This window comes from Acaryochloris marina MBIC11017 (assembly GCF_000018105.1).
Classification (GTDB): domain Bacteria; phylum Cyanobacteriota; class Cyanobacteriia; order Thermosynechococcales; family Thermosynechococcaceae; genus Acaryochloris; species Acaryochloris marina.
In genome coordinates, this window is the sequence record NC_009925.1 from 701,460 (window position 1) to 726,418 (window position 24,959).

At 48.3% G+C, this 24,959-nt stretch carries 27 protein-coding genes and 2 pseudogenes; 21 read left to right on the forward strand and 8 right to left on the reverse strand.

Translation table 11 applies throughout. The features are described from left to right. Positions 1-45 precede the first annotated feature (45 nt). Positions 46-428 (reverse strand): annotated as a pseudogene (locus AM1_RS44205) (endonuclease domain-containing protein). Positions 429-601: 173 nt separating this feature from the next. After that, positions 602-1,615: a lysylphosphatidylglycerol synthase transmembrane domain-containing protein gene (locus AM1_RS03170; RefSeq protein WP_012161350.1), complete on the reverse strand. Its 1,014-nt coding sequence runs from the start codon at positions 1,613-1,615 to the stop codon at positions 602-604. A 779-nt stretch (positions 1,616-2,394) separates the two neighbouring features. Between AM1_RS03170 and AM1_RS03175 the strand changes: the two genes are divergently transcribed. The 11 genes from AM1_RS03175 (at position 2,395) to AM1_RS03225 (ending at position 14,544) form a co-directional block, all read left to right on the forward strand. Next, entirely contained in the window at positions 2,395-4,188 is a 1,794-nt protein-coding gene (locus AM1_RS03175; protein WP_012161351.1) for a fatty acyl-AMP ligase, read from the forward strand. Between the two features lie 73 nt (positions 4,189-4,261). Further along, positions 4,262-5,035, forward strand: coding sequence for an aspartyl/asparaginyl beta-hydroxylase domain-containing protein (locus AM1_RS03180; protein ID WP_012161352.1), 774 nt, complete (start codon positions 4,262-4,264; stop codon positions 5,033-5,035). Between the two features lie 78 nt (positions 5,036-5,113). Continuing rightward, entirely contained in the window at positions 5,114-5,845 is a 732-nt protein-coding gene (locus AM1_RS03185; protein ID WP_012161353.1) for an aspartyl/asparaginyl beta-hydroxylase domain-containing protein, read from the forward strand. A 73-nt stretch (positions 5,846-5,918) separates the two neighbouring features. Continuing rightward, a complete protein-coding gene (locus AM1_RS03190) occupies positions 5,919-6,701 on the forward strand; it encodes an aspartyl/asparaginyl beta-hydroxylase domain-containing protein (protein WP_012161354.1) in 783 nt (260 codons plus the stop codon). Positions 6,702-6,714: 13 nt separating this feature from the next. Further along, entirely contained in the window at positions 6,715-8,595 is a 1,881-nt protein-coding gene (locus tag AM1_RS03195) for a fatty acyl-AMP ligase (protein WP_012161355.1), read from the forward strand. Positions 8,596-8,959: 364 nt separating this feature from the next. Then, entirely contained in the window at positions 8,960-9,415 is a 456-nt protein-coding gene (locus tag AM1_RS03200) for an acyl carrier protein (RefSeq protein ID WP_012161356.1), read from the forward strand. After that, a complete protein-coding gene (locus AM1_RS03205; protein WP_012161357.1) occupies positions 9,408-10,733 on the forward strand; it encodes an aminotransferase class I/II-fold pyridoxal phosphate-dependent enzyme in 1,326 nt (441 codons plus the stop codon). The genes AM1_RS03200 and AM1_RS03205 overlap by 8 nt, the downstream gene beginning before the upstream one ends. 14 nt (positions 10,734-10,747) lie before the next feature. Then, the gene (locus tag AM1_RS03210; RefSeq protein WP_012161358.1) at positions 10,748-11,419 is read left to right on the forward strand and encodes a histidine phosphatase family protein; all 672 of its coding nucleotides are present in this window, start codon (positions 10,748-10,750) and stop codon (positions 11,417-11,419) included. A gap of 54 nt (positions 11,420-11,473) precedes the next feature. Continuing rightward, positions 11,474-12,295 (forward strand): SDR family oxidoreductase, encoded by an 822-nt coding sequence (locus tag AM1_RS03215; protein WP_012161359.1) that lies wholly within the window; start codon positions 11,474-11,476, stop codon positions 12,293-12,295. Next, entirely contained in the window at positions 12,295-13,575 is a 1,281-nt protein-coding gene (locus AM1_RS03220; RefSeq protein ID WP_012161360.1) for a DNA methyltransferase, read from the forward strand. Before AM1_RS03215 ends, AM1_RS03220 begins: the two co-directional genes overlap by 1 nt. An 18-nt stretch (positions 13,576-13,593) precedes the next feature. Beyond that, positions 13,594-14,544 (forward strand): cation diffusion facilitator family transporter, encoded by a 951-nt coding sequence (locus tag AM1_RS03225; RefSeq protein ID WP_012161361.1) that lies wholly within the window; start codon positions 13,594-13,596, stop codon positions 14,542-14,544. A 51-nt stretch (positions 14,545-14,595) separates the two neighbouring features. On the opposite strand, the gene AM1_RS03230 is transcribed toward AM1_RS03225, so the two are convergent. Next, positions 14,596-15,036: a hypothetical protein gene (locus AM1_RS03230; RefSeq protein WP_012161362.1), complete on the reverse strand. Its 441-nt coding sequence runs from the start codon at positions 15,034-15,036 to the stop codon at positions 14,596-14,598. Between the two features lie 94 nt (positions 15,037-15,130). Between AM1_RS03230 and AM1_RS03235 the strand changes: the two genes are divergently transcribed. Continuing rightward, complete coding sequence (locus AM1_RS03235) at positions 15,131-15,415, forward strand: DUF427 domain-containing protein (protein WP_010477146.1); 285 nt, start codon at positions 15,131-15,133, stop codon at positions 15,413-15,415. A 35-nt stretch (positions 15,416-15,450) separates the two neighbouring features. On the opposite strand, the gene AM1_RS03240 is transcribed toward AM1_RS03235, so the two are convergent. Genes AM1_RS03240 through AM1_RS42000 form a run of 3 tightly spaced genes read right to left on the reverse strand, consistent with a single transcriptional unit; the run spans position 15,451 to position 16,296 of the window. Further along, on the reverse strand, positions 15,451-15,843 hold the full coding sequence (locus AM1_RS03240) for a RidA family protein (RefSeq protein ID WP_012161363.1): 393 nt from the start codon (positions 15,841-15,843) through the stop codon (positions 15,451-15,453). A gap of 10 nt (positions 15,844-15,853) precedes the next feature. After that, complete coding sequence (locus tag AM1_RS03245) at positions 15,854-16,084, reverse strand: hypothetical protein (protein WP_012161364.1); 231 nt, start codon at positions 16,082-16,084, stop codon at positions 15,854-15,856. A 38-nt stretch (positions 16,085-16,122) separates the two neighbouring features. Continuing rightward, positions 16,123-16,296, reverse strand: a complete 174-nt coding sequence (locus AM1_RS42000; RefSeq protein ID WP_012161365.1) for a GNAT family N-acetyltransferase — start codon at positions 16,294-16,296, stop codon at positions 16,123-16,125. A 122-nt stretch (positions 16,297-16,418) separates the two neighbouring features. Here AM1_RS42000 and AM1_RS03250 point away from each other — a divergent pair, with 122 nt between their 5' ends. From AM1_RS03250 to AM1_RS40815, 3 genes are all read left to right on the forward strand, one after another. Further along, positions 16,419-16,652 carry a hypothetical protein gene (locus AM1_RS03250; protein WP_012161367.1) on the forward strand — a complete coding sequence of 78 codons (234 nt, stop codon included), beginning with the start codon at positions 16,419-16,421 and terminating at the stop codon, positions 16,650-16,652. A 233-nt stretch (positions 16,653-16,885) separates the two neighbouring features. Next, the gene (locus AM1_RS40810) at positions 16,886-17,254 is read left to right on the forward strand and encodes a radical SAM protein (protein ID WP_148215662.1); all 369 of its coding nucleotides are present in this window, start codon (positions 16,886-16,888) and stop codon (positions 17,252-17,254) included. A gap of 110 nt (positions 17,255-17,364) precedes the next feature. After that, positions 17,365-17,961, forward strand: a complete 597-nt coding sequence (locus tag AM1_RS40815) for an SPASM domain-containing protein (RefSeq protein WP_148215663.1) — start codon at positions 17,365-17,367, stop codon at positions 17,959-17,961. 43 nt (positions 17,962-18,004) lie between these two features. Here AM1_RS40815 and AM1_RS03260 read toward each other — a convergent pair whose 3' ends face one another. Both AM1_RS03260 and AM1_RS03265 read right to left on the reverse strand, forming a co-directional pair. Continuing rightward, positions 18,005-18,208, reverse strand: a complete 204-nt coding sequence (locus AM1_RS03260) for a hypothetical protein (RefSeq protein WP_041658900.1) — start codon at positions 18,206-18,208, stop codon at positions 18,005-18,007. Positions 18,209-18,215: 7 nt separating this feature from the next. Further along, positions 18,216-18,524, reverse strand: a pseudogene (locus AM1_RS03265) (DVUA0089 family protein); the annotation flags it as partial. Between the two features lie 408 nt (positions 18,525-18,932). Between AM1_RS03265 and AM1_RS03270 the strand changes: the two are divergent. The 6 genes from AM1_RS03270 to AM1_RS03295 all read left to right on the forward strand — a co-directional run bounded on the left by AM1_RS03270 (position 18,933) and on the right by AM1_RS03295 (position 24,870). Beyond that, on the forward strand, positions 18,933-19,622 hold the full coding sequence (locus tag AM1_RS03270; protein WP_012161370.1) for an IS1-like element ISAcma4 family transposase: 690 nt from the start codon (positions 18,933-18,935) through the stop codon (positions 19,620-19,622). Between the two features lie 160 nt (positions 19,623-19,782). Then, positions 19,783-20,892, forward strand: coding sequence for a saccharopine dehydrogenase family protein (locus tag AM1_RS03275; RefSeq protein WP_012161371.1), 1,110 nt, complete (start codon positions 19,783-19,785; stop codon positions 20,890-20,892). A 139-nt stretch (positions 20,893-21,031) separates the two neighbouring features. Then, positions 21,032-22,372 carry a trans-splicing intein-formed DNA polymerase III subunit alpha C-terminal partner DnaE-C gene (locus AM1_RS03280; RefSeq protein WP_012161372.1) on the forward strand — a complete coding sequence of 447 codons (1,341 nt, stop codon included), beginning with the start codon at positions 21,032-21,034 and terminating at the stop codon, positions 22,370-22,372. A 166-nt stretch (positions 22,373-22,538) separates the two neighbouring features. After that, positions 22,539-23,141, forward strand: a complete 603-nt coding sequence (locus AM1_RS03285) for a hypothetical protein (protein ID WP_012161373.1) — start codon at positions 22,539-22,541, stop codon at positions 23,139-23,141. A 100-nt stretch (positions 23,142-23,241) separates the two neighbouring features. After that, on the forward strand, positions 23,242-23,535 hold the full coding sequence (gene yidD, locus AM1_RS03290; protein WP_012161374.1) for a membrane protein insertion efficiency factor YidD: 294 nt from the start codon (positions 23,242-23,244) through the stop codon (positions 23,533-23,535). A 60-nt stretch (positions 23,536-23,595) separates the two neighbouring features. After that, positions 23,596-24,870 (forward strand): amino acid permease, encoded by a 1,275-nt coding sequence (locus AM1_RS03295; RefSeq protein WP_012161375.1) that lies wholly within the window; start codon positions 23,596-23,598, stop codon positions 24,868-24,870. Positions 24,871-24,959 lie beyond the last annotated feature (89 nt).

Below are 24,959 nucleotides of genomic sequence, written 5' to 3' on the forward strand. Positions count from 1 at the left end.
TATGCTGCATTCGCCCCCTAAATCCCCCATTCTGGGGGACTTTGACTATCGATCAGTGCTTTGCTCACTCGCATATCGGATTTGCTGAAGTACATGATCTAGGTGGTGCATAACGTCTGAGTTATGAAAGCGGATCAATCGAAAACCAAGCTGGTGGAGCTGCTCGGTACGGGCTTCATCATACTTCAGCCGATTGTGGATGTCGCCGTCTAGCTCAATCACTAATCGGCATTGAGGACAGTAAAAATCGACAATGAACGAACAGCGCGTTGACAGCGGAATTTCAGACCGCTGAGTTGACGTTTTTGCAGTGCTTTCCACAGCTTTTGTTCTGCAGTCGTCAGATTTAGTCGTAGTCGTCGCGCAGCGGCAACGACTGCTGGGGTCGTGCCGCGAATGCGGTGGTGTTGCGTTTGCTGCTCTCGCATCTTGTTACCCCTAACCCTGTCTCCCATCTAGGATAATCATAAATCTCAAAGTCCCCCAGAATGGGGGATTTAGGGGGCCAATGCAGGGTTTAACTGAGCTTTCAAAACAGCTTCTCAACGCGGCTCATGATGACAACAGAGAGCAACGGCTTTAAGTTTTATCCTGTAAGAAATTACTTGGAAGTAACCTTAGAGCGCTCTGGAGTAACGGGAATAGGCACCGCAGAATTCAACTTAGGTGAGAAGCGAACACTCAATTTTTGGATAAACATCCACACCGGCAATCCAAACAGTTGGTAAGCATGAAACATCGTGGCAATTACGACGCTTTGTGCCAAAGGAACCCCCATACCATTCAGAGAAAACGCCAAGGCCGCTTCATAGGTGCCCAAGTTTGCCATCGTGGTTGGCACCGTCAGCCCCAAATTCAGAATAAATAGACAAATTAAAAGCTGCGGTAAAGACAGAACATGGCCTTGAGCCATACACAATAGCTGTAGCAGCAGACATTCCGTAAACCAATCCCCCAAATCCATGACCGCAGCATTGCGAATTTGGAGAGGATTACGAATCACCGCCAGTCCGACCTTAAACTTACGAAGCCACTGCCGTAGCTTTGGGAACCGTTGGCGCAAACTTCGTTGAAGTGCCCACAGGGCTATCCCCAGAAAAGGAACGCCGATCAGAACAATAATGCCTTTCTCCCACCAATCAACCTGGGGTAGACCAACAGAAACTTGTAAGGCCGATAGCACTGCCAAAGTGACCAAGATGCCCACATCCAGCACCTTATCCACTAAAATAACCGCCGTGGCTTCAGCCGCATCAATCTTGCGGCCCTTCGCATCTTTATCCTTGCGCAACAGGGCAATTTTGACGGCATGTCCAGCTTGGCTCAGCACGAAATTGCCAATAAACTGTCCCGACACGTAGGTATTCGCTGCTTGTGCCCAACTCACCCCAGCCGCTTGGGGACAAAGCACCCATAAACGAGTTACCTGAAACACCATTTGCACCAAGGTAACCCCTAGCATTAGCACAAGCGCTTCGGGACTAAACCGCTGAAAGGCTTCTAGCAAATCACGGCCTTGGAGATTGATTTTTTGAAAGAGAAAAGTGAGTCCGAGTCCAACGCAAAACAGCATTAAGAGACGGACAAACGTTTTCTTATGCCAAAACTTATTCATGGATTTGCAGCAAGATGAGACTTGGCATGAGCGGTTGAATGGGGGAATAACAACTTTGATATCTGCATGATTCGTCTCCTTCTCCACTGTTGGGTCTAATGCTCTACCTAGAGATGCTGATCGCCAATTCTCCAATCATTCGTTTTAATTTGGGAAAAAGTTATCTGCATCATCTCTCTATACAAACGCGTGGTTTTGAGTAGAATCATCCTGTGACCTGGACAATCAAAGCTTAGATCAACCAATATAAATGGATTGTTTTTTCAGATCTGAACTTGTCCCCCTTGAATCCAGGGAAGTCATTATTTCTAAGGGTTGACTTCTCCAAGATGAACAGACTTTTAGAGGCTTAATCCCCCTTGTATTTTGTAGCCATTATCCCTTTTTAGGGAGCGTTTGTCTTGGCAGCAAGTTCTGAGAAGTACGATGCAACAGCCTCAAAACTTAGGAATTCCCTGCCTGGGACTTAAGCCAAAAACGCATCCTCACTCATCATTAACTATCGCTAGTATGGACAGGGAAAATGTGATTTCTGAGTCGCATATGCAACAAAATTGACCGTCACAGTTGATCGTCAAATCCATCTTTTAGAAGGAACTAGAGAGGCAATGGCCCGTCCAGGGAAGAGCCATTTACTGCCATCTGTACGCCAGAATACTTGAAGTCTAAAGCATCCCTAAACTACAGTAATGTGATGCAGATCCGCCTTCATTGTGATGCAAGTACTAGCGGGTTTAGATGCTCAAATTTAGGATTTTGCTACTGCAGATTTTGACCCTATGACCCAACCCTCAACTCTAGTCGACTTACTGCGAGAGCGGTCTCAGCTCCAGTCTGATTTAACGGCCTATACCTTTTTGGCCGACGGCAAAAACGAATCCGGGACTCTCACCTACGCCACCTTGGATTTGCAAGCTCGGGCAATTGCAGCCGCAATACAGGCCCTAACCGCCCGAGGCACAAACGTTCTGGTCGTTTATCCCTACGATGCCGGACTCGAATTTGTATCCGCATTTTTTGGCTGTCTCTATGCCGGGGTGGTAGCGGTTACTGATAATCCCCCCCGGAAACCTGAAGCCATTGCCAAGCTCCAAATTCGGGCGAAAGCCTCGGAAGCCACGGTGTTGGTTTCCACTGCAGGATTTTTGGAGCATCTGAAAAACCAGATGAAAAAGAATCCCGATTTAGCCCCGTATTTGAATCAATTGACCTGGCTGGCAACGGATACTGTACCCACGGATCAAGCCTCTACCTGGACCCAGCCGGAGTTAGAAACCGATACTCTAGCCTTCCTCCAATACACCTCGGGTTCCACTGGAGATCCGAAAGGGGTGATGGTTACCCACGGCAATATGCTCCATAACTCCAAGATGATTTATGAGAGCTTTGGCCATTCCGACCAGAGTCAGGGGGTGATTTGGCTGCCTCTGTTTCACGATATGGGGTTAGTGGGGGGTGTCCTCCAGCCTTTATATGGTGGCTTTCCGGTGACCTTGATGTCGCCGATTGCCCTGATCCAAAAACCGATTTTGTGGTTAGAAGCCGTATCTAAATATGGGGCAACCACCAGCGGTGGACCCAACTTTGCCTACGATTTACTCTGCCAGAAGGTGAAGCCGAAGCAGCGAGACCAGCTAGATCTAAGTAAATGGGAAGTGGCCTTTTCCGGGGCAGAACCGATCAAAGCTGATACCCTCGATAAGTTTGTGGACTTCTTTGGTCCCTGTGGCTTCCGGCGAGAAGCTTTTTACCCCTGCTATGGTATGGCTGAAACGACCCTCTTTATTTCTGGGGGCCTGAAGTCAGAATCACCCATCGTTCGCTATCTCGACAGTACGGCCCTGGCTGACAACAAGGTGGTTCCTGTGGAACCAGAATCTGACAAAGCCCAGGCCATTATCGGCTGTGGCCGCATGTGGTTAGGGGATAAGGTTGCGATCGCAAATCCCGATACCCTGACAAAATGTGCGGAAAACCAAGTCGGTGAGATTTGGGTTGCCGGGGATGGCGTCGGCAAAGGGTACTGGAACAGACCCGACGTCACCGCCGAGGCCTTTCAGGCCCACTTAGCCGATACGGGCGAAGGACCCTTCCTGCGAACCGGAGATTTAGGCTTTGTCCAGGATGGCGAAGTTTATATCACGGGCCGGATTAAAGATTTGATGATTATCTGGGGCCGAAACCAATATCCCCAGCTCATTGAACAGACCGTGGAGCAATGCCATCCCGCTCTCCGGCCTAATCATGGTGCCGCTTTTTCCATTCCCCTCAATGGTGAAGAGCATTTGGTGATTGTCCATGAGGTGGAACGAAACTTTTTCCGACGCCTCCCCGTCGAAGAGGTTATCGGAGCGATTCGTTTAGCCATTGCCGAGGACCATATGGCTGAAGTCTATGCCGTATTGCTCCTCAAGCCAGGTGCAATTCCCAAAACCTCTAGTGGCAAAATTCAACGCCGGGCTTGTCGGACTAAATTTTTAGAAAGCAGCTTTCAACCTGTTGCCGAGTGGAAACAAGAAACCCAAGGCAATATCTCCGATTTGATGGCGCCTATGGCTGCGAATCAACCGTAATTTAAAGTTCCCCGAATATTGTCCTCCTTGGTGCAAGCCAAGGACCGATTGTCTACCCCAAAACTCCAGTGCTATGAATGTTCTCAGTCAACCGGATGGAAATTGGCAGGCCAAAATTCGCCAACGCTTTCTCAAGGCAGCCGAGCAGCTCCTGCGGCGATTCGAAGGTCTGATCGAGTCCCACTCCCTCGTGGGCAATACGCCGTTTATCGAGGCTCAATCGTTCCCCTGGGTCAAGCAGCTAGAGCATAACTGGCCCACCATTGCTCAAGAATTAGATGACATTCTTCAGTATCAGGATGAGCTGCCCAATTTCCAAGATTTATCGCCGGATCAGTATCGTCTCACCCAAGACGATCGCTGGAAAACCTTTTTCTTCTATGCCTTTGGCGTCAAAGCGGCCCAAAACTGCGCCCGCTGTCCTCAAACCAGCCAGCTGATTGAATCGATTCCGGGGATGAAAACGGCCTTTTTCTCGATTCTGTTGCCCCAGAAACATATTCCCGAGCATTGCGGGGTCTTTAAAGGGGTCGTCCGGTACCATCTGGCTCTGAAAGTGCCTCAACCGGAGACCCAATGTCGTCTCCGGGTGGCGGACCAAATTCGCCATTGGCAACAGGGACAAGGGTTAATCTTTGATGATCGATTTCCCCATGAGGTTTGGAACGATAGCGACGAGGTGCGGGTCGTCCTGATTATTGATGTGGTCCGTCCTCTTCAGTTCCCCGTCTCCCTCCTCAATCAGACCCTGATTCGCCTGATTTCCTGGTCGCCCTTTGTCCAGGATGCTAAAAAGCTGCAAAACCAGTGGGAAAAGCGCTTAGGTGCCATTATGAAATCCCACTAATCCAATTCTGGTGTCTGGCTCAGGCATCAAGATTAAGGATTTATTAATATAGTCAACACATGATTGGAAGATAGTCCCGTGAAAGAATTTCTCGAAACTTTAATGCGTCAGCATATTGGGGGTTTGGTTTCGCGTTCGTCCCTCGTGGGCCACCAAACCTTCTTTGACCCCAGTATCTTTAACTGGATTCCGCTTTTGGAAAAAAACTGGCGCACCATTCGCCAGGAACTAGAACAGGTTCTCCAATATAAAGAGGCATTGCCCAATTTTGAAGAATTGGTGGAGTACGATGCCGACCTCACCAAAGATACCCAGTGGAAAATGTTCGCCTTCTACGCCTATGGGATTAAGGCCGAAAAAAATTGTGATCGCTGCCCGGAAACCACCCGGCTGATCGAACAAATCCCCGGGTTAAAAACCGCTTTTTTCTCGATCTTGCTGCCTCACCAGCGCATCCCCCCCCACCGAGGCCCTTATAACGGAGTGCTGCGTTATCACCTCGGCCTGATGGTCCCAGAGGCCACGGACCAATGCGGCATCCGCGTTGGCAAGGATATTCGCCATTGGCAAGAAGGCCAAAGCCTCGTCTTTGATGATTCCTTCGAACATACGGCCTGGAACGACACGGATAGTGTCCGCGTCGTCCTGTTTTTGGATGTGGTCCGACCCGTCAAATTTCCTATTTCTCTGTTGAATCAAGCCGTGATTCAGCTCTTTTCTTTGTCCCCCTATATTCAAGGCGCAGCCGCCAATCAAAAGAAGTGGGACAAGCGATTGGATGCCGTATTGGCAGCGAAAGGGACCCAATAGCGCCGTGACAGATCATGGTGTACATTGGCTGGAGTGTTAATGCGCCCGATTGTTGATTTCTAAGCCCTAACTTATGAGTGCATTGAGCCAGTTTTACACCGATTTCAAAACCAAAAACCGTGAGGTTGCCCTCAAAGCAGGGGAAGGCTTGTTGCGTCAGTTGGAGCGCATCATTCGAACCTCTTCCCTAGTGGGCAACTCAACCTTCTTCGATCCTGATCAGTTTGAATGGGTCAAAACCTTCGAAGATAACTGGCAGGTGATTCGGAAGGAACTCGATGAGATTCTCAAATATAGAGACGACCTGCCGAATTTCCAAGATATTTCCCCGGATCAGTACAACATAACCAATGATCAGCGCTGGAAAACCTTTTTCTTCTATGCCTATGGGGTGACGGCAGAGCAAAACTGCCGCCTCTGCCCGGAAACGGCCAAGCTGTTGTCCAGTATCCCCGGGGTTAAAACGGCTTTTTTCTCGATTTTGCTGCCCCAAAAGCAAATCCCGCCCCACCGAGGTCCCTTTAATGGCGTGTTGCGCTACCATTTGGGCTTGATCATCCCTGAGGCTGCCTCAGACTGTGGGATTCGGGTGGGAGACGATGTCCGCCATTGGCAAGAAGGCAAAAGCCTCGTGTTCGATGACTCCTTCGAGCATGAAGCCTGGAATAATACCGATGAAGTTCGGGTGGTCCTCTTTGTCGATATTGTCCGTCCCCTCAAATTCCCTGCGTCCCTGCTGAATCAATTTATTATTCAGCTGATTGCCTGGTCTCCCTATATCAAGGATGCCGAAACCAATCAAAAGAAATGGGACCAGCGGTTACAAGGGCTGTTCAAATCGAAAACGAATTCATAATCCTGTAGTCAGGATGGAGTATAACGTGGCTGAAACAACCAATTGGGACGCCAAGGTCGAAGGAACCTGTCCGCCAAAGGTAGACAGTTTGGTGGATCTGCTCCGCTATCGAGCGACTCACCAGCCAGACCATAAAGGCTTTACCTTTCTCGTCGATGGTGAAGACGAAACCCTCCATCTCACCTATGCAGAGCTGGATGCCAAAGCCCGTGCGATCGCAGCTGCGTTACAGTCGGCCTGTCAACCGGGTGATCGAGCCCTATTGGTTTATCAGCCTGGATTAGAATATGTGGCCGCTTTCTTTGGCTGCCTCTATGCGGGCGTCACGGCAGTCCCCATTTATCCACCCCGTCCGAATCGCTCCCTGATGCGATTGCAGAGTGTGATCGCGGACTCCCAAGCCATTTTTGCCCTGACCACCTCTCAAATTCTGTCGAAGCTAGAACGACAGTTGATTGATGCCCCAGAGTTAAGGGCCCTAAAGTGGTTGGCCACTGATAGTCTTAGCGTCACCGAACCTCGTCAAGCTTGGCAAGAGATTCATCCCCAAGGTCAAGATTTAGCCTTTCTTCAATACACCTCTGGCTCAACCGCAACGCCCAAAGGGGTGATGATTACCCATCACAATCTGTTGCAGAACCTGGCGCTGATTCATCAATGCTTTGAGCATAGTTCTCAGTGCCAAGGCGTGATTTGGCTACCGCCCTACCACGATATGGGCTTGATCGGCGGGATTTTGCAGCCTTTATACGGCGGGTTCCCCGTGGCCCTGATGTCTCCCTTTATGTTTTTACAGAGTCCCATTCGCTGGCTGCAAGCCATTTCTCGCTATCGGGCGACCACCAGTGGGGGACCAAATTTTGCCTACGATTTATGTTTGCGCAAGATCAAGCCAGAACAGATTGAAACCCTAGATCTAAGCTCCTGGCGGGTGGCCTTTAATGGCGCAGAACCCATCAGTGCTCAAACCCTCGAAGACTTTGCCACCAAGTTTGCATCCTGTGGATTTCGGCCTGAAGCCTTTTTCCCCTGTTATGGCCTTGCCGAAGCCACCCTGATCGTTTCTGGGGGACAGAGACAGGCTAAACCTGCGCTTAAAACGGTCCAAGGGGCAGCCTTAGAACAACATCAAGTCGTCTCTGCTCACTTAGGAGATACAGATGCTCGCACCTTAGTGGGCTGCGGTACTGCTCTCCAAGGCCAAGAAATTGTGATCGCCAATCCTGAAACCCTCCAACAATGTTCAGCCGAAGAAGTCGGCGAAATTTGGGTGTCTGGCCAAAGCATTGCCCAGGGATACTGGCGGCAATCGGAAGTATCTGGGGAAACCTTTCAGGCCCATTTGGCCGATACCGGAGCTGGCCCCTTTTTACGCACCGGAGACTATGGCTTTTTGGTGGGTTCCGAGCTGTTTGTGACCGGACGCCTAAAGGACGTGATTATCATCAATGGCCGCAATCATTATCCCCAGGACATTGAGTTGACCGTCGTCCAAAGCTATCCGGGGATTCGACCCAATTGTGCTGCAGCGTTTTCGATTACGGAAGCCGGGGAAGAACGGCTAGTCGTAGTGGCGGAATTGGAGCGGAACTATATCAATCGCTATCAAAAAAATGGCAAGAAGCCCTCTTCCCAACCGCCTCAGCTCAATAATTTTGTCCCCCCCACCAGCCTGACTGAGGAATCAGAACCCGCTGCCGTCGAAAAAGATATTCTCACTCAAATCCGTCGAGCCGTTGCCAAAGACCATGACCTGCAGATTCATGCCCTGCTGCTGCTCAAACCCGGCAGTATTCCCAAGACCTCTAGTGGTAAAATCCAGCGGTTTACCTGTAGAGCCAAGTTTCTAGAGGGAGACCTAGAGAGCGTGGCCAAGAGTGTGCCCCGCGCCTAAAAGAAAATAGCAACTCTTGGAACTTTTGCAGGCAAAAAGTCAGTCTCAACTTACACACTTATCTCAGGAAGGACATCAGCCATGCTTACCATGAGTCAGTTTCAATTGACGCAACCTTGATCACTTTTCCCCCCTCTGGACTAAGTTATAACTACCCTATAGCGGCAAGGGAATAGACCGATCAGCGGCATTACTAAGGAGATTGGAACATTTAGTTTCTGAGATTTTAAAGAATGGGCCAATTGATTAATCTCTACATGCCACCTTGTTGCTGTTAAATAAATCTTTTATGATGAACCGAAGTTTTAACTTAAATTCACAATTCGGTTTAACCTGTTGTCTAAGCAATTAGAGTAAAAACAATATGCCAATCCAGGATAACTATCAAAGCACGGTCGCTGTGGCGGAAGCACAGCCTCAGGGCGCTGTTTCGCCCTTGGAGACTTCCCCTAAACTAGCAGATATTCAAGCCTGGTTAAAAAAACACTTGGCAACTTCTTTGGAAATGAGTCCAGAGGAAATTGATATCGATGTGGATTTCATTGATTACGGAATGAACTCCGTAGAAGTCGTCAATATTTCCGGTGAACTAGAACATTTTCTGGGTCGCCGTTTGGATCCCATGCTGGTTTTAGATTATTCCAATATTCGTGAATTATCAGAGCACCTAGTAACCGATAATGAAGGCAGTTCTCCCACTACTTCAGCATTACCCACAGAAGCCGATGAACTCCTATCCAAATTGGATGTACTGAGTGACGATGAAGTGGATGGTCTGCTGAACGCGATGTTGTCAGAGCATAATGTTGCCCATGAGTAATTCCTCTAATTCCCTGGATCATCTCTCCGCAGAAGAAAAGCGCGAATTGCTGGCGGAATTATTGCAGAAAAAAGCCGACGCTGAACCTGAGATTCCTCCCGAGCACTATCGCTTCGATCTCTACCCTGAATATCTCCAGCTCAAAGAGCAACAAGCCCAACTGCAGGCGAATGATATCCGCAACCCTTATTTCTCCGTCCATGAAGGGATTGCCCGAGATACCACCCGCATTGATGGAAAAGAGCTGATCAACTTCTCCAGCTACAACTATTTAGGGCTAGCCGGACATCCGACGGTTTCTGAAACAGCTAAACAAGCCATTGACCGCTACGGCACTTCGGTGTCAGCCAGCCGCCCCGTTTCTGGTGAGAAACCCTTACATTTAGAGCTTGAGCAAGGAATTGCAGACTTTATTGGTGTAGATGACGCCGTTCTTTACGTCGCGGGTCACGGTACCAACGTCACAACCATTGGGCATTTATTTGGCCGTAATGACCTGATTCTTTACGATGCCTATAGTCACAACAGTATTTTTCTTGGCTGTGTACTGTCGGGCGCTCGGGCCATGTCGTTTGCCCATAATGATGTAGCCGATCTAGAAAGACTTTTAAAGCAGCATCGTCATCGCTATCAGCGAGTTCTGGTAGTGATTGAAGGGGTCTACAGTGCCGATGGCGACATTCCTGAATTACCTAAATTTATTGAACTCAAAGAACGCCACAAAGCTTTTCTGATGGTGGATGAAGCCCACTCGATTGGTGTTTTGGGCGAACATGGTCAGGGTATTAGCGAGCATTTTGGCATTGACCCCAAAACGGTCGATATTTGGATGGGCACCCTTAGTAAGTCCTTTGCCAGCTGTGGCGGATATATTGCCGGTTCTCAGCCCCTGATTGAATATCTCAAATGTACGGCACCGGGATTTATCTATAGTATTGGCATTACCCCTGCCAATACGGCGGCCTCTTTGGCGGCGCTACAAGTTTTGAAACAAGAACCTGAACGCGTAGCTAGGCTCCATGCTCGGGCTCAGTTGTTCCTCGACTTGGCTAAAGAAAAAGGATTGAATACTGGTACCAGTCACGGTTCAGCGGTGATTCCGGTGATGGTGGGGGAGACCCTTAAAGCCCTGCACTTGTCGCAGCAGCTATTTCACCAAGGGATTAATGTTCAGCCCATGACCTTCCCGGTGGTGCCCCAAAACGAGGCTCGACTTCGCTTTTTCCTCAGCAGCACCCATACGGAAGCGCAAATTCGCCAAACCGTAGAGACCCTCGCTGCTGCCCTAGCTCATATTGAGACTGAAATCCCTGCCTAATTGGGGGTGCCCATATGGCTGAAGTAGTGTGGATTGCGCGGCATGGCCATCGGCAAGATTATGCTGACTTAGGCTGGCGAAAACGGGCAGAACGTCCCCATGACCCAGGTCTTTCGGCTGCAGGAGTAGTGGAGGCTCAAGATCTGGCTCAGTGTCTTAAGTCAGAATCCATTGAGCATATCGTTGCCTCCCCTTTTTTACGAACTGTTGTAACAGCCGCTCATACAGCAACGGCGCTAGCTTTGCCGATCCAGCTTGAAGCCGGTCTAGGGGAACATATGAGCTCCAAGCTGTTTAAGCATCGTCCAGAACCACTGCCTGTCGATGAAATGGCCGATCGATTCCCTCAAGTTGATCGACTCTACCAGAGCCAAATTATTCCTCCTTTTCCAGAAACAGAAGAAGAAGCGCTCGCTCGAGCCGGAAAAGCACTGCAGCAATTATTGGACACCTTTTCAGGGCCGCTGCTGATTGTTACCCATGAGTTGATTGGCAAAGGAGCGGTTTGGGGGCTGGTCAATCAACGCCCTCCCGTTCGCTTTCCCACCTGTAGCTTAACCAAACTGGTCCATGAGCAGGGAGAATGGAAGATGGCTTTTACGGGCAAAACTTCCCATCTCAGCCAGCCCCGCCACCCGATTCCAGAGATCTGGAATTATCTATTACGGCAAATTGTTCATCGCTAAGGGTGAGGGTTCCAAGGCAATTTCTATCATTCAGGACAACCTTTGAGTTAGCGAATGGACTTTAATCAGCGCCATATCATGATTACGGGTGGATCGAGTGGCATTGGTAAAGCCACTGCCTGCCTCCTTGCCAATCAGGGGGCCAATCTCTCCTTGATTGCTCGCACACCGAGTCAATTAGACATCGCAGTCCAGGAGATTACAGCGGCTCAGGTCCAGTCAGACCAGCAGGCTTTAGCATTCGCAGCAGATGTAGCTGACCGAGAAGCCTCAACTCAAGCCATCCAAACCGCAACGGCTCAACTGGGACCGCCCGATATTTTAATTACCGCTGCAGGGATAGCTCGTCCAGGCTATTTTCAAGAAATACCGCTAGAGGTTTTTGAGCAAACGATGGCGGTCAACTACTTTGGTACCTTGTATGCGATCAAAGCGGTTTTGCCCCTTATGGAGGAACGTCAGCGGGGGCATATTGTGTTGATTTCGTCAGGGGCAGGACTGGTAGGACTCTTTGGTTATACCCCCTATAGCCCTAGTAAGTTTGCACTGCGGGGGTTGGCCGAATCTTTACGGGGAGAACTGAAAGGGATTGGAATTGGTTTATCGATTGTTTATCCCCCCGATACCGATACACCTCAACTGGAAGCAGAGAATAAAACCAAGCCTCCAGAAACAAAAAATATCACCGCCTCGGCGGAGATGTGGCAACCGGAAGCTGTGGCCCAAGAGATTGTCAAAGGGATTAAACACCAAAAGTTTGTGGTGGCGCCTGGTTTAGAAATGGGGCTATTGGCTAAGCTGCACAGTGTTTTAGCCCCAGGGCTGAACTGGTATTTTGATCGGATTGTTACGAAGACGAGATCGCAATCCTCTTAATGGACGTTTCTAACCCCAAAGACCTGAACCTGAATCGCTTGCAGGAGTGCGATCGCAGTTTTCATGATTGGTATCGCTTTATCTTGTCCTTTCCGCCCCATTTAGTTCGCACCTATATCAATAAGTTTGGTCTGACCGAAAAAAGCACGCTACTAGATCCCTTTTGTGGCACCGGGACAACGATTGTAGAGGCCAAAAAGCAGGGCATTCCTGCCGTTGGCACCGAAGCAACCCCCATGTCCTGGTTTGCCTCCCGGACCAAAACCACCTGGACCGTTGACCCGGATCAGGTGCGAAGGGCTGCAGAACGGATTTGCGATCGCCTGGCCACCGATATTACACCTAAAAATACAACCCACCTAAAAAAGCTGGCACCAGACGCGCGATCTCTCCTGCTTACAAACTCCATTGGCGATCTGCCCCTCCATAAATGTTTGGTCCTGCGAGAGGCTATCGATGCCGAATCCAATCTGCCACTGCGACATCTTCTTCAGCTCGCCCTCGCCCATACCAGCGTCCACACTGCTAGCAACCTCCGATTTGCCCCAGAAGTGGGTATTAGCCGCCAGCGAAAACAGGATGCCCCTGTCTTGACGGCTTGGCATCAGCAGGTTTTGGCGATGGCAGCGGACTTAGCAACCATTGATCGCCCCCCTGGAACAATTTGTTATCACCAAGATGCCCGGGATTTAACCCGAATTCTGCAGCCAGAATCCATTGACGCGGTGATTACCTCTCCCCCCTATCCGAATGAAAAAGACTATACCCGCACTACCCGACTAGAATCGGTGCTGCTTGGTTTTCTCAAGGACCCATCCGACTTGAAAGCTTATAAGCAATCACTGCTCCGCTCCAACACCCGCAATGCCTTTGCAGCGGATCAGGATGATTTATGGGTAGCAAACACACCGCAAATCACCCAGCTTGCTGCCACTATCGAACGCCGCCGGCTAGAATTGGGCAAAGATTCTGGGTTTGAGAAGTTATATCATAGGGTCACCTCCCTCTACTTTGGGGGCATGAAACGCCATTTTGCGAATTTGCGCCCCATCCTCAAACCGGGAGCCCAACTAGCCTATGTTGTTGGCGATCAAGCCTCTTTCCTTCAGGTTTTAATTCGAACCGGAGATCTATTGGCGGCCATTGCTGAAGAACTTGGCTATATAGTCCGGGACGTAGAGCTGTTTCGAACTCGCTTATCCAGTGTCACGGGCGAACAATTACGGGAAGAAGTCGTTTGGCTGGAATGGCCAGGGTATAAGCGATTGTCCTCCCCCTAAGCACAGATGGACAGCGAAATGATAGCAACAACATCAACCCCGCCCGATCAGGGGTCACAAGAACAGTGGGCCTTGACCCTATCGATTATGGGATCCGCCGTCTTTGCCGTTTTGGGTGGGGTGTTTGGACTCTATACCCATTCTGGCGCTATCTTGCTGGACGGGTTTTATTCCCTGATGACCATGACCATGAGCTTTGTCAGTCTCAAGGTGGCAGCCCTAATCCAGGAAGGTCCCAGTCGGCGTTACCAGTTTGGCTATTACGGTTTTGAGCCTTTTATTAACACGATTAAAGGCATCATTGTTCTATCGGTTAGTTTGTTCGCTTTCGTTTCTGCGATAGAAGACTTACTGCATGGCGGTCGAGATCTTGTCGTGGGCCTAGCCTTGGCTTACGCGACCCTATCAACAGTCGGGTGTTTTACCTTCGCCATCTTGATGCATCGCTATGCTCAACGGTTGAACTTACCGTTGCTGGAGGTGGAAGCCCGGGACTGGACAGTAGATGGCTGTATCAGTAGCGCGGTAGCGTTGACCTTTGTAGTGACTTTGTTGCTGCAAGAAACCTCCTGGAATATTTATCTCTCTTACGTTGACCCGCTGCTGGTTTCCATATTGGTGCTGATTATTATTCCGCTGCCCTTACGTACCGTATTTGAAGGCGTGAATCAGTTATTAGGGGTTGCTCCAGAAAGTGAGTTGGATCGAGAGATTCGCAAGACCATTTCCCAAGTTGCCCGCATTCAAAAACACCCCATCGATCGCTTTCATTTGCAGATGATGGTGCAAGGACGGGTGTTGTATGTGTTTATTCAGATCTTGGTCCCTGCTGAGTTTGGGGTGGATCGGGTGCAAGAACTAGACCAACTGAGGCAGAAGTTTGCGGATGCGATCGCAGATTTACATCCATTTCCAGAAATCGATATTGTATTTACGGAAGATCCCTATTGGCTTAAAGATGGCCAATAGGAAGGAGCTTTTCTATATCACCGCACAATCTCATATTTTTCCGAAATTGGGTTAGCTATCAATACCATGAATTATCAGCAACCAGAATTCTAGGCCCACCATTATCAAGGGAAATCCAATTCCGGCCAAACCAAGCCAACTCCCAATATTCGCAAAGGCAACCAAAAACTTTTTTTTAGGATCGGTTTTATGCAATCGCACATGGCAGTATTGCAACCAGCTAGAGCAAAGACCGATGATGATAGATCCAATAATTCCTAAAGGAGCACTTATCAAAACCCAAGTCAGGGTTTTATTTTCCCCACTGATCAGTGTGAAGTTGGGCAAGAGAATAAAGCTAAATCCTTCGAGAATCACCCAAACTACTAAGGCACTCAAAATATCCTGCTGAGTGAGAAAAGAATCAATTACTTGAACGGGGGGCTTTGGTTTAGTTGGAGCCATATTCCCTAGTTTGTATTGGATAAAAGGATTGTCAAGTAGCCAAATCATATCTATTTGGCCCTAACAACAGGTTTCCCATTCACTTGTCAGATTTGACACGGTACGTTACAAGGAAGAGTAGTTTGATTCGGGGAGAGTCTGAATGGCACAAGCAGTTTGGAATGGTGTGGTTGTGGCTGAAAGCAACCAATGCGAAGTGGTAGAAGGGAATCAATACTTCCCACCCGATGCCATTAAATCTGACTATTTCAAGGCCAGCGACACCCATACGACCTGCCCTTGGAAAGGTGTTGCTAGCTATTACAGTCTTGAAGTGGACGGTCAGGTCAACAAAGATGCCGCTTGGTATTATCCTGACCCCAAAGATGCCGCTAAGAATATTAAGGGGTACATTGCTTTTTGGAAAGGCGTGCAGGTGACGGCCTAATTGGGGTGTATCCCAAGAAAGCTTTCCTGGCTGGTTTACTCTGACACTTCTCGAATGATAGTGGCATCGATTTCGACTAACTGATCGGCATACCCTAACTGAGCAACACATAGCAATGTTGCAGGAGGTACGTTCCTGTTAAACCACTGTTCGACAGCACTCCAGGCACTCGTAAGATTGGCAGCTTCGCCGACCACATAAATGGTGAGCTGCTGAATATCGACTTCGCTAAATCCATGCACAATAAGAAGCTGCCGGAAATTAGCTAAGCATTGAGCTGCTTGAACGGATGGATCAGATTGCCCAACCCGTTGAGCATTGGAATCATGTGGGACTTGTCCAGCCACAAATAGCTGGTTGCCTACTTGTTTGGCATAACGATAGTTTGATGTTTTTGGAAGTCCCGCTACTTCTTCTGCGTCATTCATTATTTATCTATCAACATCCGAATCCATTTAAATCACGATATGAATAAACGCGATACCCCTCTTCTTGTTGAAAACCGTTAGGTGTCCATCCCTTCGCCAAGATTCGGTCCGTGATAATTGCCATGTTGATGCCAATATTATCCATGAGCGATTCTGAGATGGGTAATTGAAATTCAGCAGCTTCGCCAGAAAACGTATCTATCTTCTGTAAAGCCGCTTCAACAGTTGTGATGGGTTGCATGCCTGATGTAAAAGTTTTGCTTCTTAATACCCTAACGCTTATGCTCCGGTTGGATAGGGTGGAACTTGGGGCAGAATGAGCTGCATGATGGCAACATCTTGCCAACGATCAGCAACATGCCCAACCTCTTTTTGCACGCCGACCATTTCAAAGCCAAAGCCATTATGGAAGGCGAAACTGACATCATTTGTCGCGGAATCAAATTCTTGCACCTTCAATTCACTCAGGACTTACGCATTGACATAAACTCAGTAGATCGTAAAGGTCGAGAAATGTCGTAAACGATGGAGTCTGTATTAGACTCCGCGTCCTTAATAAATTGTTGACTGCTATTATGTACAATCTCCAACTACTGGAGTTTATCGAGGCCATTCAAGAAACCCACGACTTGGAAGAACTCAAACAGATCAGACGGAGAGTATGCTCAATTCTGCAAGCCGTTGTGATTGATCTTGATAAGGACCGCATTTCGGCAGAATCTTTCTGGTCCTTCACTATGCCCTGGGAAGTGGCTATTACTACGCTGCGACATAGAGAAACCATCTTGTTAAAGGTGCATTTGAACTAATTATTATTCAAGTAGGCAAAATATTGTCAATTCACCCTGTTTTTCACCTATTCTTAGGTTTAATCTCTAGCCAAAGCCACCAATTTTAAAGATATGAAGTTGGTGTGTCTTGAATTCTTTACGCTGAATAGTTATTGTATGGTTTCGATATTAGTTGATCTCATGTTCTAGTCTAAATCGAAATATAACTGTGGTTTGCTGTTCTGCAAGTGAAGATATGAGGGAAAGTTGGAGTGCAATTCAAAACGTTAGCGAGATTGGGAGGTAAACATGCGAAAAATGCCATTGCTGAAGCAGTTTACTTACAAACAAATTTGGATTTTACCCAGCCTATAAGCTTTTCAGGCTTAATCAATGAGAGGTGTAATGTTAAATGTCGCTATTGTGATTATTGGCGATTAAAAGAATATCAAGATGAATTATCGATTAAAGAGTGGCAGGATGCGCTGTTAAGCATTAAGGCATTTGTTGGTGAATTTTCAATTAATTTTAGCGGTGGTGAACCTTTTTTAAAGCCAGGATTTATTGATCTGCTTCACTTTTTTGTCAGCAGGGTATTCACAGTGGTGTTACTACAAACGGGTCTTGTTTATCTAAAGTAAATGCACAAAAGATAGTCTCTGCACGACCATTTAATGTCAATATTTCAGTTGATGCCCCAAATTCAGAAATCCATGATTACTTACGGGGGTTTTCTGGACTTTTTGACACCTTGTCGCAAGGAATTACCTATCTAACAGAAGAACGAACAAAGCAACAACAATCTTTCCCGATTGTGATTAAGACGACTATTACGGCAAAAAACTTCCGGTATTTACCTGCTGTTGTGAAGTGGTCACAAGAAATAGGTGCAACTGCAGTTCACTTCCAACCTTTAAGTCGGTCGACAGACGAAACATTTGGTGAGCTGTGGATTGAAGAGAACGATCTAGAAGAGTTAACTCAGATTGGGGCGCAATTGATCACTCTTAAGCAGAAGGGAGCGCCTATTATGAATAGTGAGCAAGTACTCTCATTACTACCCTCCTACTTTCGGGAAGAAGATCTAGGGAAAGCAATAGGGCCGAATCGTACAGGCCTCCGCACCTACACCATCACAACCAACGGAGATGTTTTTTTATCCATCCATTGGCCGAGTATTGGCAATGTGAAGAACCAGAGTGCCCGAGATATTTGGTATGGGCAGAAAGCCCAAGAGGTGCGGAAAAAAAGTATTTCAACTTATGGCAAGTATTGGATGAACGCAACAGAGGCGCCCAAAACCTTAAGGGATAAATTTCAGATGGGATGGCAATTGCTCAAGGCATAAACATCGTTAGCCATCTATAAAGATGTGTTCACTAAGCGCTGCGCTATCTGCGATATTTAACGCTTCCCAAGATTCCGAGCGCTAGCCCTGAGACCAATATCGTGGATGATTCAGGTACCCCGGCGACCCATTGATTGGTTCTGGAGTCACCTGTAACATCACGAAATTGCCCTGCAGAACAGCCATTGGTGGCCGTAAAATTAGGGTTATTCTGAATTTCAAATCCAGTCTGAGGAAGGTTGCCCATAGAGCGATTATAGAAATTGTTGAATTGGCTCACTGCAACTTTCATATGTGCCGGGAGTCAGGGATCGGACAATGCGAGAATCATAGGCTGAACCTGTTGTCGGGTCACTCCTGCCTTCTCGAGCATCGTTTTCAGCAATAAAAGTATTGTTGCTATCAAACAAGGTCAAGATGGGGTCAAATCCACCTGGTGAAATATCTGGTCCTGGTCCATCTGCTAAACGCCCACCCCCGTGAGAGAGGGTCTTAATTCCTACTCTTGAAGGCGCATCCACCGTAACCTGAAAGAGGGAAACGCCATCAGCGATGCTCAACGTTCCGGTAAAGGACTAAAGTGTGAGGGTTACAGCTTGAACTGGCAGCGTCCAAAGGGTAATAACCATACACCCGAATAGAAGAGCCCGGAGTGAATGAGTCAGTATCGTTTGAGAATTACCTGAGGTCGTCCTTGATGGGCTAGACGATAAAACGCAGCTAGAGCTAGATATTCAATATTTTTTACTGCTTTTGCAATAAAAGAGCTCTTTGTCTTAATTTATGCAGGATAAGCGGATAAAATTCCCAATTTATCTCACACCAGTTTTTTTTACATAATTTAAACATGTTCCACAACAAAAAAATAGTCTGGTGTCCTGCTGCTATTGGCGTTGCTCAATGACGGGATGAATTAATTGGATTGCGTCAGGATAACCTCATGACTATTTCAAACATCATGAGGAATCTGTATGAAGTGTCCTGAGTGTGGTGGTCAACATATCCATAAGAATGGGCATCGTCGAGGTAAACAAAATCATATCTGTGTGACCTGTGGACGACAGTTTCTTTCAACTTACTCAAAGCGTGGCTACAGTGATTGGACGAAACGACTCTGCCTGAGAATGTATGTCAATGGAATGGGGTTGAAGGGTATCGAACGAGTCATAGGCGTTGCTCATACCACTGTGATTCATTGGGTTCAACAAGTTGGAGTTCTATTACCCGATGCTTATGACCCCGACGATATCCCACAGGTCGGAGAATTAGATGAACTCGAAACCTTTGTGGGCAAAAAACGCAATAAGGTCTGGATTTGGACTGTGGTGGATCATTTTCACCCCGGCATTCTAGGCTGGGTTGTGGGTAACCATAGTGCTGAGACCTTTCGACCGTTATGGCAAGCAATCGTCTGTTGGCAATGTTTTTTCTGGGTCAGTGATGGCAATCCCGTCTATCCAGGCTTTATCCCAGAGGGTGACCAGATTGTTAGCAAGACCTACATGACACGAGTAGAGGGAGAAAATACTCGTTTACGACATTACTTGGCACGGCTCCATCGCAAGACTTTATGTTATTCAAAGTCGGTGGACATGCTCAAGCATTCAATTCGACTATTGATCCACTATCTCAAGTTTGGGGAAGTACCTATTCCTGCGTGAGTCATCCCGTCATTGAGCAACGCCGCTGCTATTTGCTGAGTTAATTTCCCCTCCATCAATCGCGTGGAGGTTCAACCTGATTGATGTTCACTTTGGGAACTCCCATTTCTTCGATTCAAGCTAAATACTTAAGGTGGAAGGTTTGAGAGGTTTCAGCTCTATGAGTAGGGTTTTAGTCATTGGCGGAGGGGGACGGATAGGGCAGAGTGTTGCATCTGATCTTGTAAAGCAATTAGAGGCTGATGTAACCCTCACCAGCCGGGATGTAAAAACTGTGCAAGAGGCAGCTGATGGCCTTGCCTCAACCGCCCAGGCTTTGCCGTTGGATTTGGATGACTGGGTGGCATTGGATACTGCGATCTCATCCCATGATCTCGTCATTCACTGTGCCGGCCCATTCCATGATCGGGATGCGCGAGTATTGAAATCCTGCATTCAAAACCAAGTTAATTATCTGGATGTCAGCGATCATCCTTCTTTTACAGAAAAAGCGCTTCAGTATCAGGAGCAAGCCCAGGCTGCAGGGGTTACCGCGATCATTAACACAGGGGTTTTCCCTGGGATTTCCAACAGCATGGTCCGCCAAGATGTGGAAGCGTTGGATCAGCCCGATACCATTCACCTTAGCTATGTCGTCGCTGGTACGGGAGGTGCTGGGGTGACGATTATGCGCACTACTTTTCTGGGATTAATTGAGTCGTTTCCTGGGTGGCTGCAGGGGAAATGGCAGCCCATCCAGCCCTATAGTGGTCGGGAAACGATTACGTTTCCCTCGCCCTACGGTCGGGTCAATGTCTTTTGGTTTGATGTGCCGGAGCGACTCACCTTACCGCAGACGTTTCCCGTACAGTCTGTCATCACTAAATTTGGATCAGTTCCTGAGATTTATAACGGGATTACCTGGGCTTTAGCCCATTGGATGCCTAAATCTTGGTTACAAAACCGACGCATGATTGAATTTCTATCCTGGGGCGGTTTTGTGACGACACAATTTACGGATCGCTTTAGTGGTGTGGGTGTTGCCATGCGCTCGGCGGTGACGGGGATGCGAGAGGGGCAGCCTACCCAGGCTGTATCGACATTGGCCTTGCCTGATACTGCGATCGCAGCTGGATACGGGACTGGTAGTATTGCCCAACTGATTCTGACCCAGACATTAGAGAAACCTGGGGTTTGGCCCGTGGAAGCTGCTGTACCGACGTCTCTATTTCAGCAAACGATGGCCCAGCGTAACGTCCAGATAGAACAAGTGATATCTTCTGTTCCATAAACTGCAAACCTTAAAGGGAGATTACAAATTGCCAGCTAGCCGATCATCCCAACGAACGAGGCGAAATTTTAGGATTAAGATGGTGAGAACCTGACCTGCCCGCATCCTTCCTATGGCGTCAATCTAGGATCAAAATACTGTGGTGAAGATAATTCAACGTCGCTCCCTTGGCCTCCAGTCCGTTTATGACATCGGTCTCGCCCAAGATCATAATTTTGTGATGGCCAATGGTTGGGTTGCGGCCAACTGCTTTAATAAATCTCACTCCACCGCCTATGGATATGTCACCTATCAAACCGCCTATTTAAAAGCCAACTACCCCGTTGAGTATATGGCGGCCCTACTCACCGCCAATAGTGGTGATCAGGATAAAGTACAGAAGTACATTGCCACGGCCCTCAGCATGGGGATTGAAGTGGAACCGCCTGATATCAACCGTTCCGGCGTGGATTTCACCCCCTTAGACAAAAATATTTTGTTTGGACTGTCTGCGGTTCGTAATTTGGGGCAAGGAGCCATTGAAGCCATTTTGGCAGCTCGGGATGAGGATGGGGGGTTTGAGTCTTTGGCAGAGCTTTGCGATCGGGTTGATCCACGAGTGGTTAATCGGCGGGCATTAGAAGCCCTAATCTATAGCGGCGCTCTGGATGCCTTTGACACCAATCGCAATCAGTTAGTCCATGATTTAGAACTCATTCTGGAATGGGCCCAGTCCCGGGCGAAGGATCGAGCGATAGGTCAGGGCAATCTCTTTGACATCATGGGCGGCGAAGGCGATGCACCTACCTCTTTAGAAACAGCCCCTAAAGCCGAACCCGTTGAAGATTTTCAAGAATCCGAAAAGCTGAAGCTGGAAAAAGAAATCCTTGGCTTCTATATTTCCAACCATCCCTTGCGAGAAATTGAGCGGCCCGCTCGGCTGATGGCTCCCATCAGTTTGGCGAATTTAGAAGAACAGCCCGAAAAAACCACCGTCAGTGCCATTGTGTTACTCACGGAAGTCAAGCCGATTATTACCAAGAAAGGCGATCGGATGGCGATCGTGCAGATGGAAGACTTGTCGGGGAAGGCAGAAGGCGTCGTCTTTCCTCGAAGCTTTGAGCGGATTGGTGAGTACATTGAGACGGACCTCCGCCTAATGATTTGGGGGAAAGTAGATCGGCGAGACGATCGCATTCAGATCATTGTTGAAGATGCCGAGCCGATCGAAGAGGTGAAGCTTGTTATGGTGGAAATTCCGGCTCAAGATGCCGGTAATATCCAGCAACAGCAACGGCTCAAGGAAATTTTGCGACAGCAAGCTGGAGAGGAAAACGCCGCCAAAGTATCTGTCATTGCCAAAATTAAGGGAGATGAAAAAAGTCAGTTGGTTCGTCTGGGGTCCCAGTTCCGAGTCCAAAATGAGCACATGGCGGTTCAAGCTCTTGCCAGTGCTGGCTTTCGCGCATCCTCTTCGGTGTTGGTTGATCTAAAAACCTGAAAAAAATATTTGCGGATAATTTTAATTTCGCAAAAATATGCATAATATAGCTGGTGGACATGAATATTTCACCGCTAGACCTAGGCATATGCAAATTTCTGCGCCATAATTGGCTTTATAGGCTGGGGGTATCTAGCATACAAACCTAATCTGCAAGAGAACGCCAATGAAAAACCTATTGACTGGAGCAGGTGTATCCCTACTAGTAACCACTATTGCCTCTTTCGGGTCGGTGAATGTCAGCCTTGCCCAAGAAACTAGTATTGATCCACAATCTCTACCCGGAAACTATGGGCTTGTCCGCTCTTTTGATGGCCAGAATCTAGAGGTTCGCCTATTAGACGGCACCCAAAAAACCTACTCAGTTCCTGAAGGGACTTCTGCATCCTTAGAGCAAGGCGATCTGATTGGGTTTGATCTTGATAAAGAAGGCACTATGGTGTCTAACGTTCAGCCCCCTGTTGTAGACGAAGTCATTCGCGGTACGGTTACGGATGTCGATTTAGAAAGCGAGACCGTTACCCTTTTACCGGAAGGCGCTGACGCACCTATCGATACACGAGTGTCCCAAAGCACGATTTCTCGCTTAGGCCTAGAGCCTGGCAAAGAAATGATGGTGACCAAATTCGCCGACACTTGGGCTACGAAGGTTTGTCTGCCTAGAGCCGCAGCTCCTGTGGTTGCCCCACCCGTCCAGGAGCCGATTGTTCCTTTTGGTGGTGCTGAGCCTGACCCCATTCCCTCTGAGCCTATCCCTGCCTTGTGGTAGTCACGGTTTAATCGGATAGAGTCAACCCCCACATCTAAACTTATATGATTAAACAGGGATAGCCTATTGGTCTATCCCTGTTTTGGCTTGAGCTAGTTTTATGAAGCAGCTATTGATTGGGATGATTCAGGTTTATCGACGACTGATCTCCCCTCTTTTCCCTCCGTCCTGTCGGTTTCATCCTACTTGTTCTGCTTATGCCATCGAAGCCATCTCTACTTGGGGATCGGTCAAAGGCAGTTGGTTAGCCGCTAAACGGATTTGTCGCTGTAATCCCTTTCACCCTGGTGGCTACGATCCTGTGCCAACAGTTGCTACATTATCGGATTCAGCTCATTCTGAAACGGTTGATTCTGAGGTAGATCAGGACAATAGCTCTCACGGTTCTGAGTAAAGCTTGAGTTTCATGAAGTAAGATTACAGTTAATGTAGTCTCTACTACTTGAGAAAAGATTTGCTAACAGAAGACCGACCGTTAATTCAACTTGAGGACTCTAAACAGCCCTTAAAGCAGGGACCAGACCAACGATGGTCTGCCATCGCCTTAGTGGCTGGAACCACGGTTGGGGCAGGTATTTTAGCCCTACCGGCCATGACTCACCCCGCTGGATTTCTGCCCTCAACGGTGATGCTGATGGTGGTCTGGGTGTATGCCCTGGTGGCGGCCCTGTTGCTGGCTGAGGTCAATGTCGTCTGTATGCGCCGATCGGGGCAGGACAATATGGGATTGCTGGGGATGGTCGAACGTACCCTGGGTAAACCCATCGCTAATGTGGCGGGGGGTGCCTATTTATTCCTGCACTATGCATTACTCGTTGCCTATCTGTCTCAAGGGGGAGATATTCTTTCCAGTGGGCTGGCCCATCTCGTGGGTGGGGCAGTTCCGGGTTGGGCTGGACCCACAGTGTTTGCCTTGATCTTTGGGGGGCTTCTGTATTGGGGAAGTGATCAGCTGGTCGCCAAGTTTAACAGCACCTTTGTCGGAATCGTAATTATCACGTTTGTGGCTCTATTGGTGCTGAGCGGTACTCAGGTTGATCCGGGAGAATTAGTCCATCAAAACTGGCCCGCCATTAGTCCTGCCATCTCGGTCATGTTAGTGGCGTTGTTCTATCACAATGTAGTGCCGGTGGTAGCAACCCAACTGGAGGGAGACTTAGGCAAAATCCGCCAGTCGATTGTGGTGGGGTCTGTGATTCCCCTGCTGATGTTTCTAGTTTGGAATGCAGTCATTTTGGGAAGTATAGGGGGCTTAGCTAGCTTGAGCGCTGGCAGTGAGGTGTTTGACCCCCTAGAAATACTGCGCAACAATGCTGACTTACCGGGGTTGAGTATCGTGGTATCGGTGTTTTCAGAGTTTGCGATCGCAACCTCGTTCATCGGCTTCACCTACGGACTACTAGATTTCCTTAAAGACGCGTTTCAAGTTCGGGAAATAACACCCGACAATCGCCTCCCCTTTTATTCGATTGTTTTTCTCCCCGCATTGGGACTCTCCACCTTAAATCCCAATATCTTCTTTACAGCCCTTGACTATGCGGGAGCCTTTAGTATTTCGGTTTTAGGGGGCATCTTACCGGCGATCATGGCCTGGACGTTACGGTATCGCTCTCCTCTGCAGACTTCACCCCAAACCTTAGTGCCAGGAGGACGGGGGACGCTGATTATTATGGTGGTTTTGGCCGTGGCCGTGATTGCCATCCAAATTTCAACGATGGTGACAGCTTAAAGTTATCTTTTTTCCTACTCCTTTAAGAATGTTTGGTATTTCCGACAATTGGGAAATCTAGTGGCTAAGATTGAAATAGCCTACTAGGT

What these genes read in the sequence shown, in the direction of transcription:
- AM1_RS03170 (WP_012161350.1), bottom strand. Translation starts at nt 1,615, where the DNA reads ATGAATAAGTTTTGGCATAAGAAAACGTTTGTCCGTCTCTTAATGCTG.
- AM1_RS03175 (WP_012161351.1), top strand. Translation starts at nt 2,395, where the DNA reads ATGACCCAACCCTCAACTCTAGTCGACTTACTGCGAGAGCGGTCTCAG.
- AM1_RS03180 (WP_012161352.1), top strand. Translation starts at nt 4,262, where the DNA reads ATGAATGTTCTCAGTCAACCGGATGGAAATTGGCAGGCCAAAATTCGC.
- AM1_RS03190 (WP_012161354.1), top strand. Translation starts at nt 5,919, where the DNA reads ATGAGTGCATTGAGCCAGTTTTACACCGATTTCAAAACCAAAAACCGT.
- AM1_RS03195 (WP_012161355.1), top strand. Translation starts at nt 6,715, where the DNA reads ATGGAGTATAACGTGGCTGAAACAACCAATTGGGACGCCAAGGTCGAA.
- AM1_RS03200 (WP_012161356.1), top strand. Translation starts at nt 8,960, where the DNA reads ATGCCAATCCAGGATAACTATCAAAGCACGGTCGCTGTGGCGGAAGCA.
- AM1_RS03205 (WP_012161357.1), top strand. Translation starts at nt 9,408, where the DNA reads ATGAGTAATTCCTCTAATTCCCTGGATCATCTCTCCGCAGAAGAAAAG.
- AM1_RS03210 (WP_012161358.1), top strand. Translation starts at nt 10,748, where the DNA reads ATGGCTGAAGTAGTGTGGATTGCGCGGCATGGCCATCGGCAAGATTAT.
- AM1_RS03215 (WP_012161359.1), top strand. Translation starts at nt 11,474, where the DNA reads ATGGACTTTAATCAGCGCCATATCATGATTACGGGTGGATCGAGTGGC.
- AM1_RS03220 (WP_012161360.1), top strand. Translation starts at nt 12,295, where the DNA reads ATGGACGTTTCTAACCCCAAAGACCTGAACCTGAATCGCTTGCAGGAG.
- AM1_RS03225 (WP_012161361.1), top strand. Translation starts at nt 13,594, where the DNA reads ATGATAGCAACAACATCAACCCCGCCCGATCAGGGGTCACAAGAACAG.
- AM1_RS03230 (WP_012161362.1), bottom strand. Translation starts at nt 15,036, where the DNA reads ATGATTTGGCTACTTGACAATCCTTTTATCCAATACAAACTAGGGAAT.
- AM1_RS03235 (WP_010477146.1), top strand. Translation starts at nt 15,131, where the DNA reads ATGGCACAAGCAGTTTGGAATGGTGTGGTTGTGGCTGAAAGCAACCAA.
- AM1_RS03240 (WP_012161363.1), bottom strand. Translation starts at nt 15,843, where the DNA reads ATGAATGACGCAGAAGAAGTAGCGGGACTTCCAAAAACATCAAACTAT.
- AM1_RS03245 (WP_012161364.1), bottom strand. Translation starts at nt 16,084, where the DNA reads ATGCAACCCATCACAACTGTTGAAGCGGCTTTACAGAAGATAGATACG.
- AM1_RS03250 (WP_012161367.1), top strand. Translation starts at nt 16,419, where the DNA reads ATGTACAATCTCCAACTACTGGAGTTTATCGAGGCCATTCAAGAAACC.
- AM1_RS03260 (WP_041658900.1), bottom strand. Translation starts at nt 18,208, where the DNA reads ATGGGCAACCTTCCTCAGACTGGATTTGAAATTCAGAATAACCCTAAT.
- AM1_RS03270 (WP_012161370.1), top strand. Translation starts at nt 18,933, where the DNA reads ATGAAGTGTCCTGAGTGTGGTGGTCAACATATCCATAAGAATGGGCAT.
- AM1_RS03275 (WP_012161371.1), top strand. Translation starts at nt 19,783, where the DNA reads ATGAGTAGGGTTTTAGTCATTGGCGGAGGGGGACGGATAGGGCAGAGT.
- AM1_RS03285 (WP_012161373.1), top strand. Translation starts at nt 22,539, where the DNA reads ATGAAAAACCTATTGACTGGAGCAGGTGTATCCCTACTAGTAACCACT.
- yidD (WP_012161374.1), top strand. Translation starts at nt 23,242, where the DNA reads ATGAAGCAGCTATTGATTGGGATGATTCAGGTTTATCGACGACTGATC.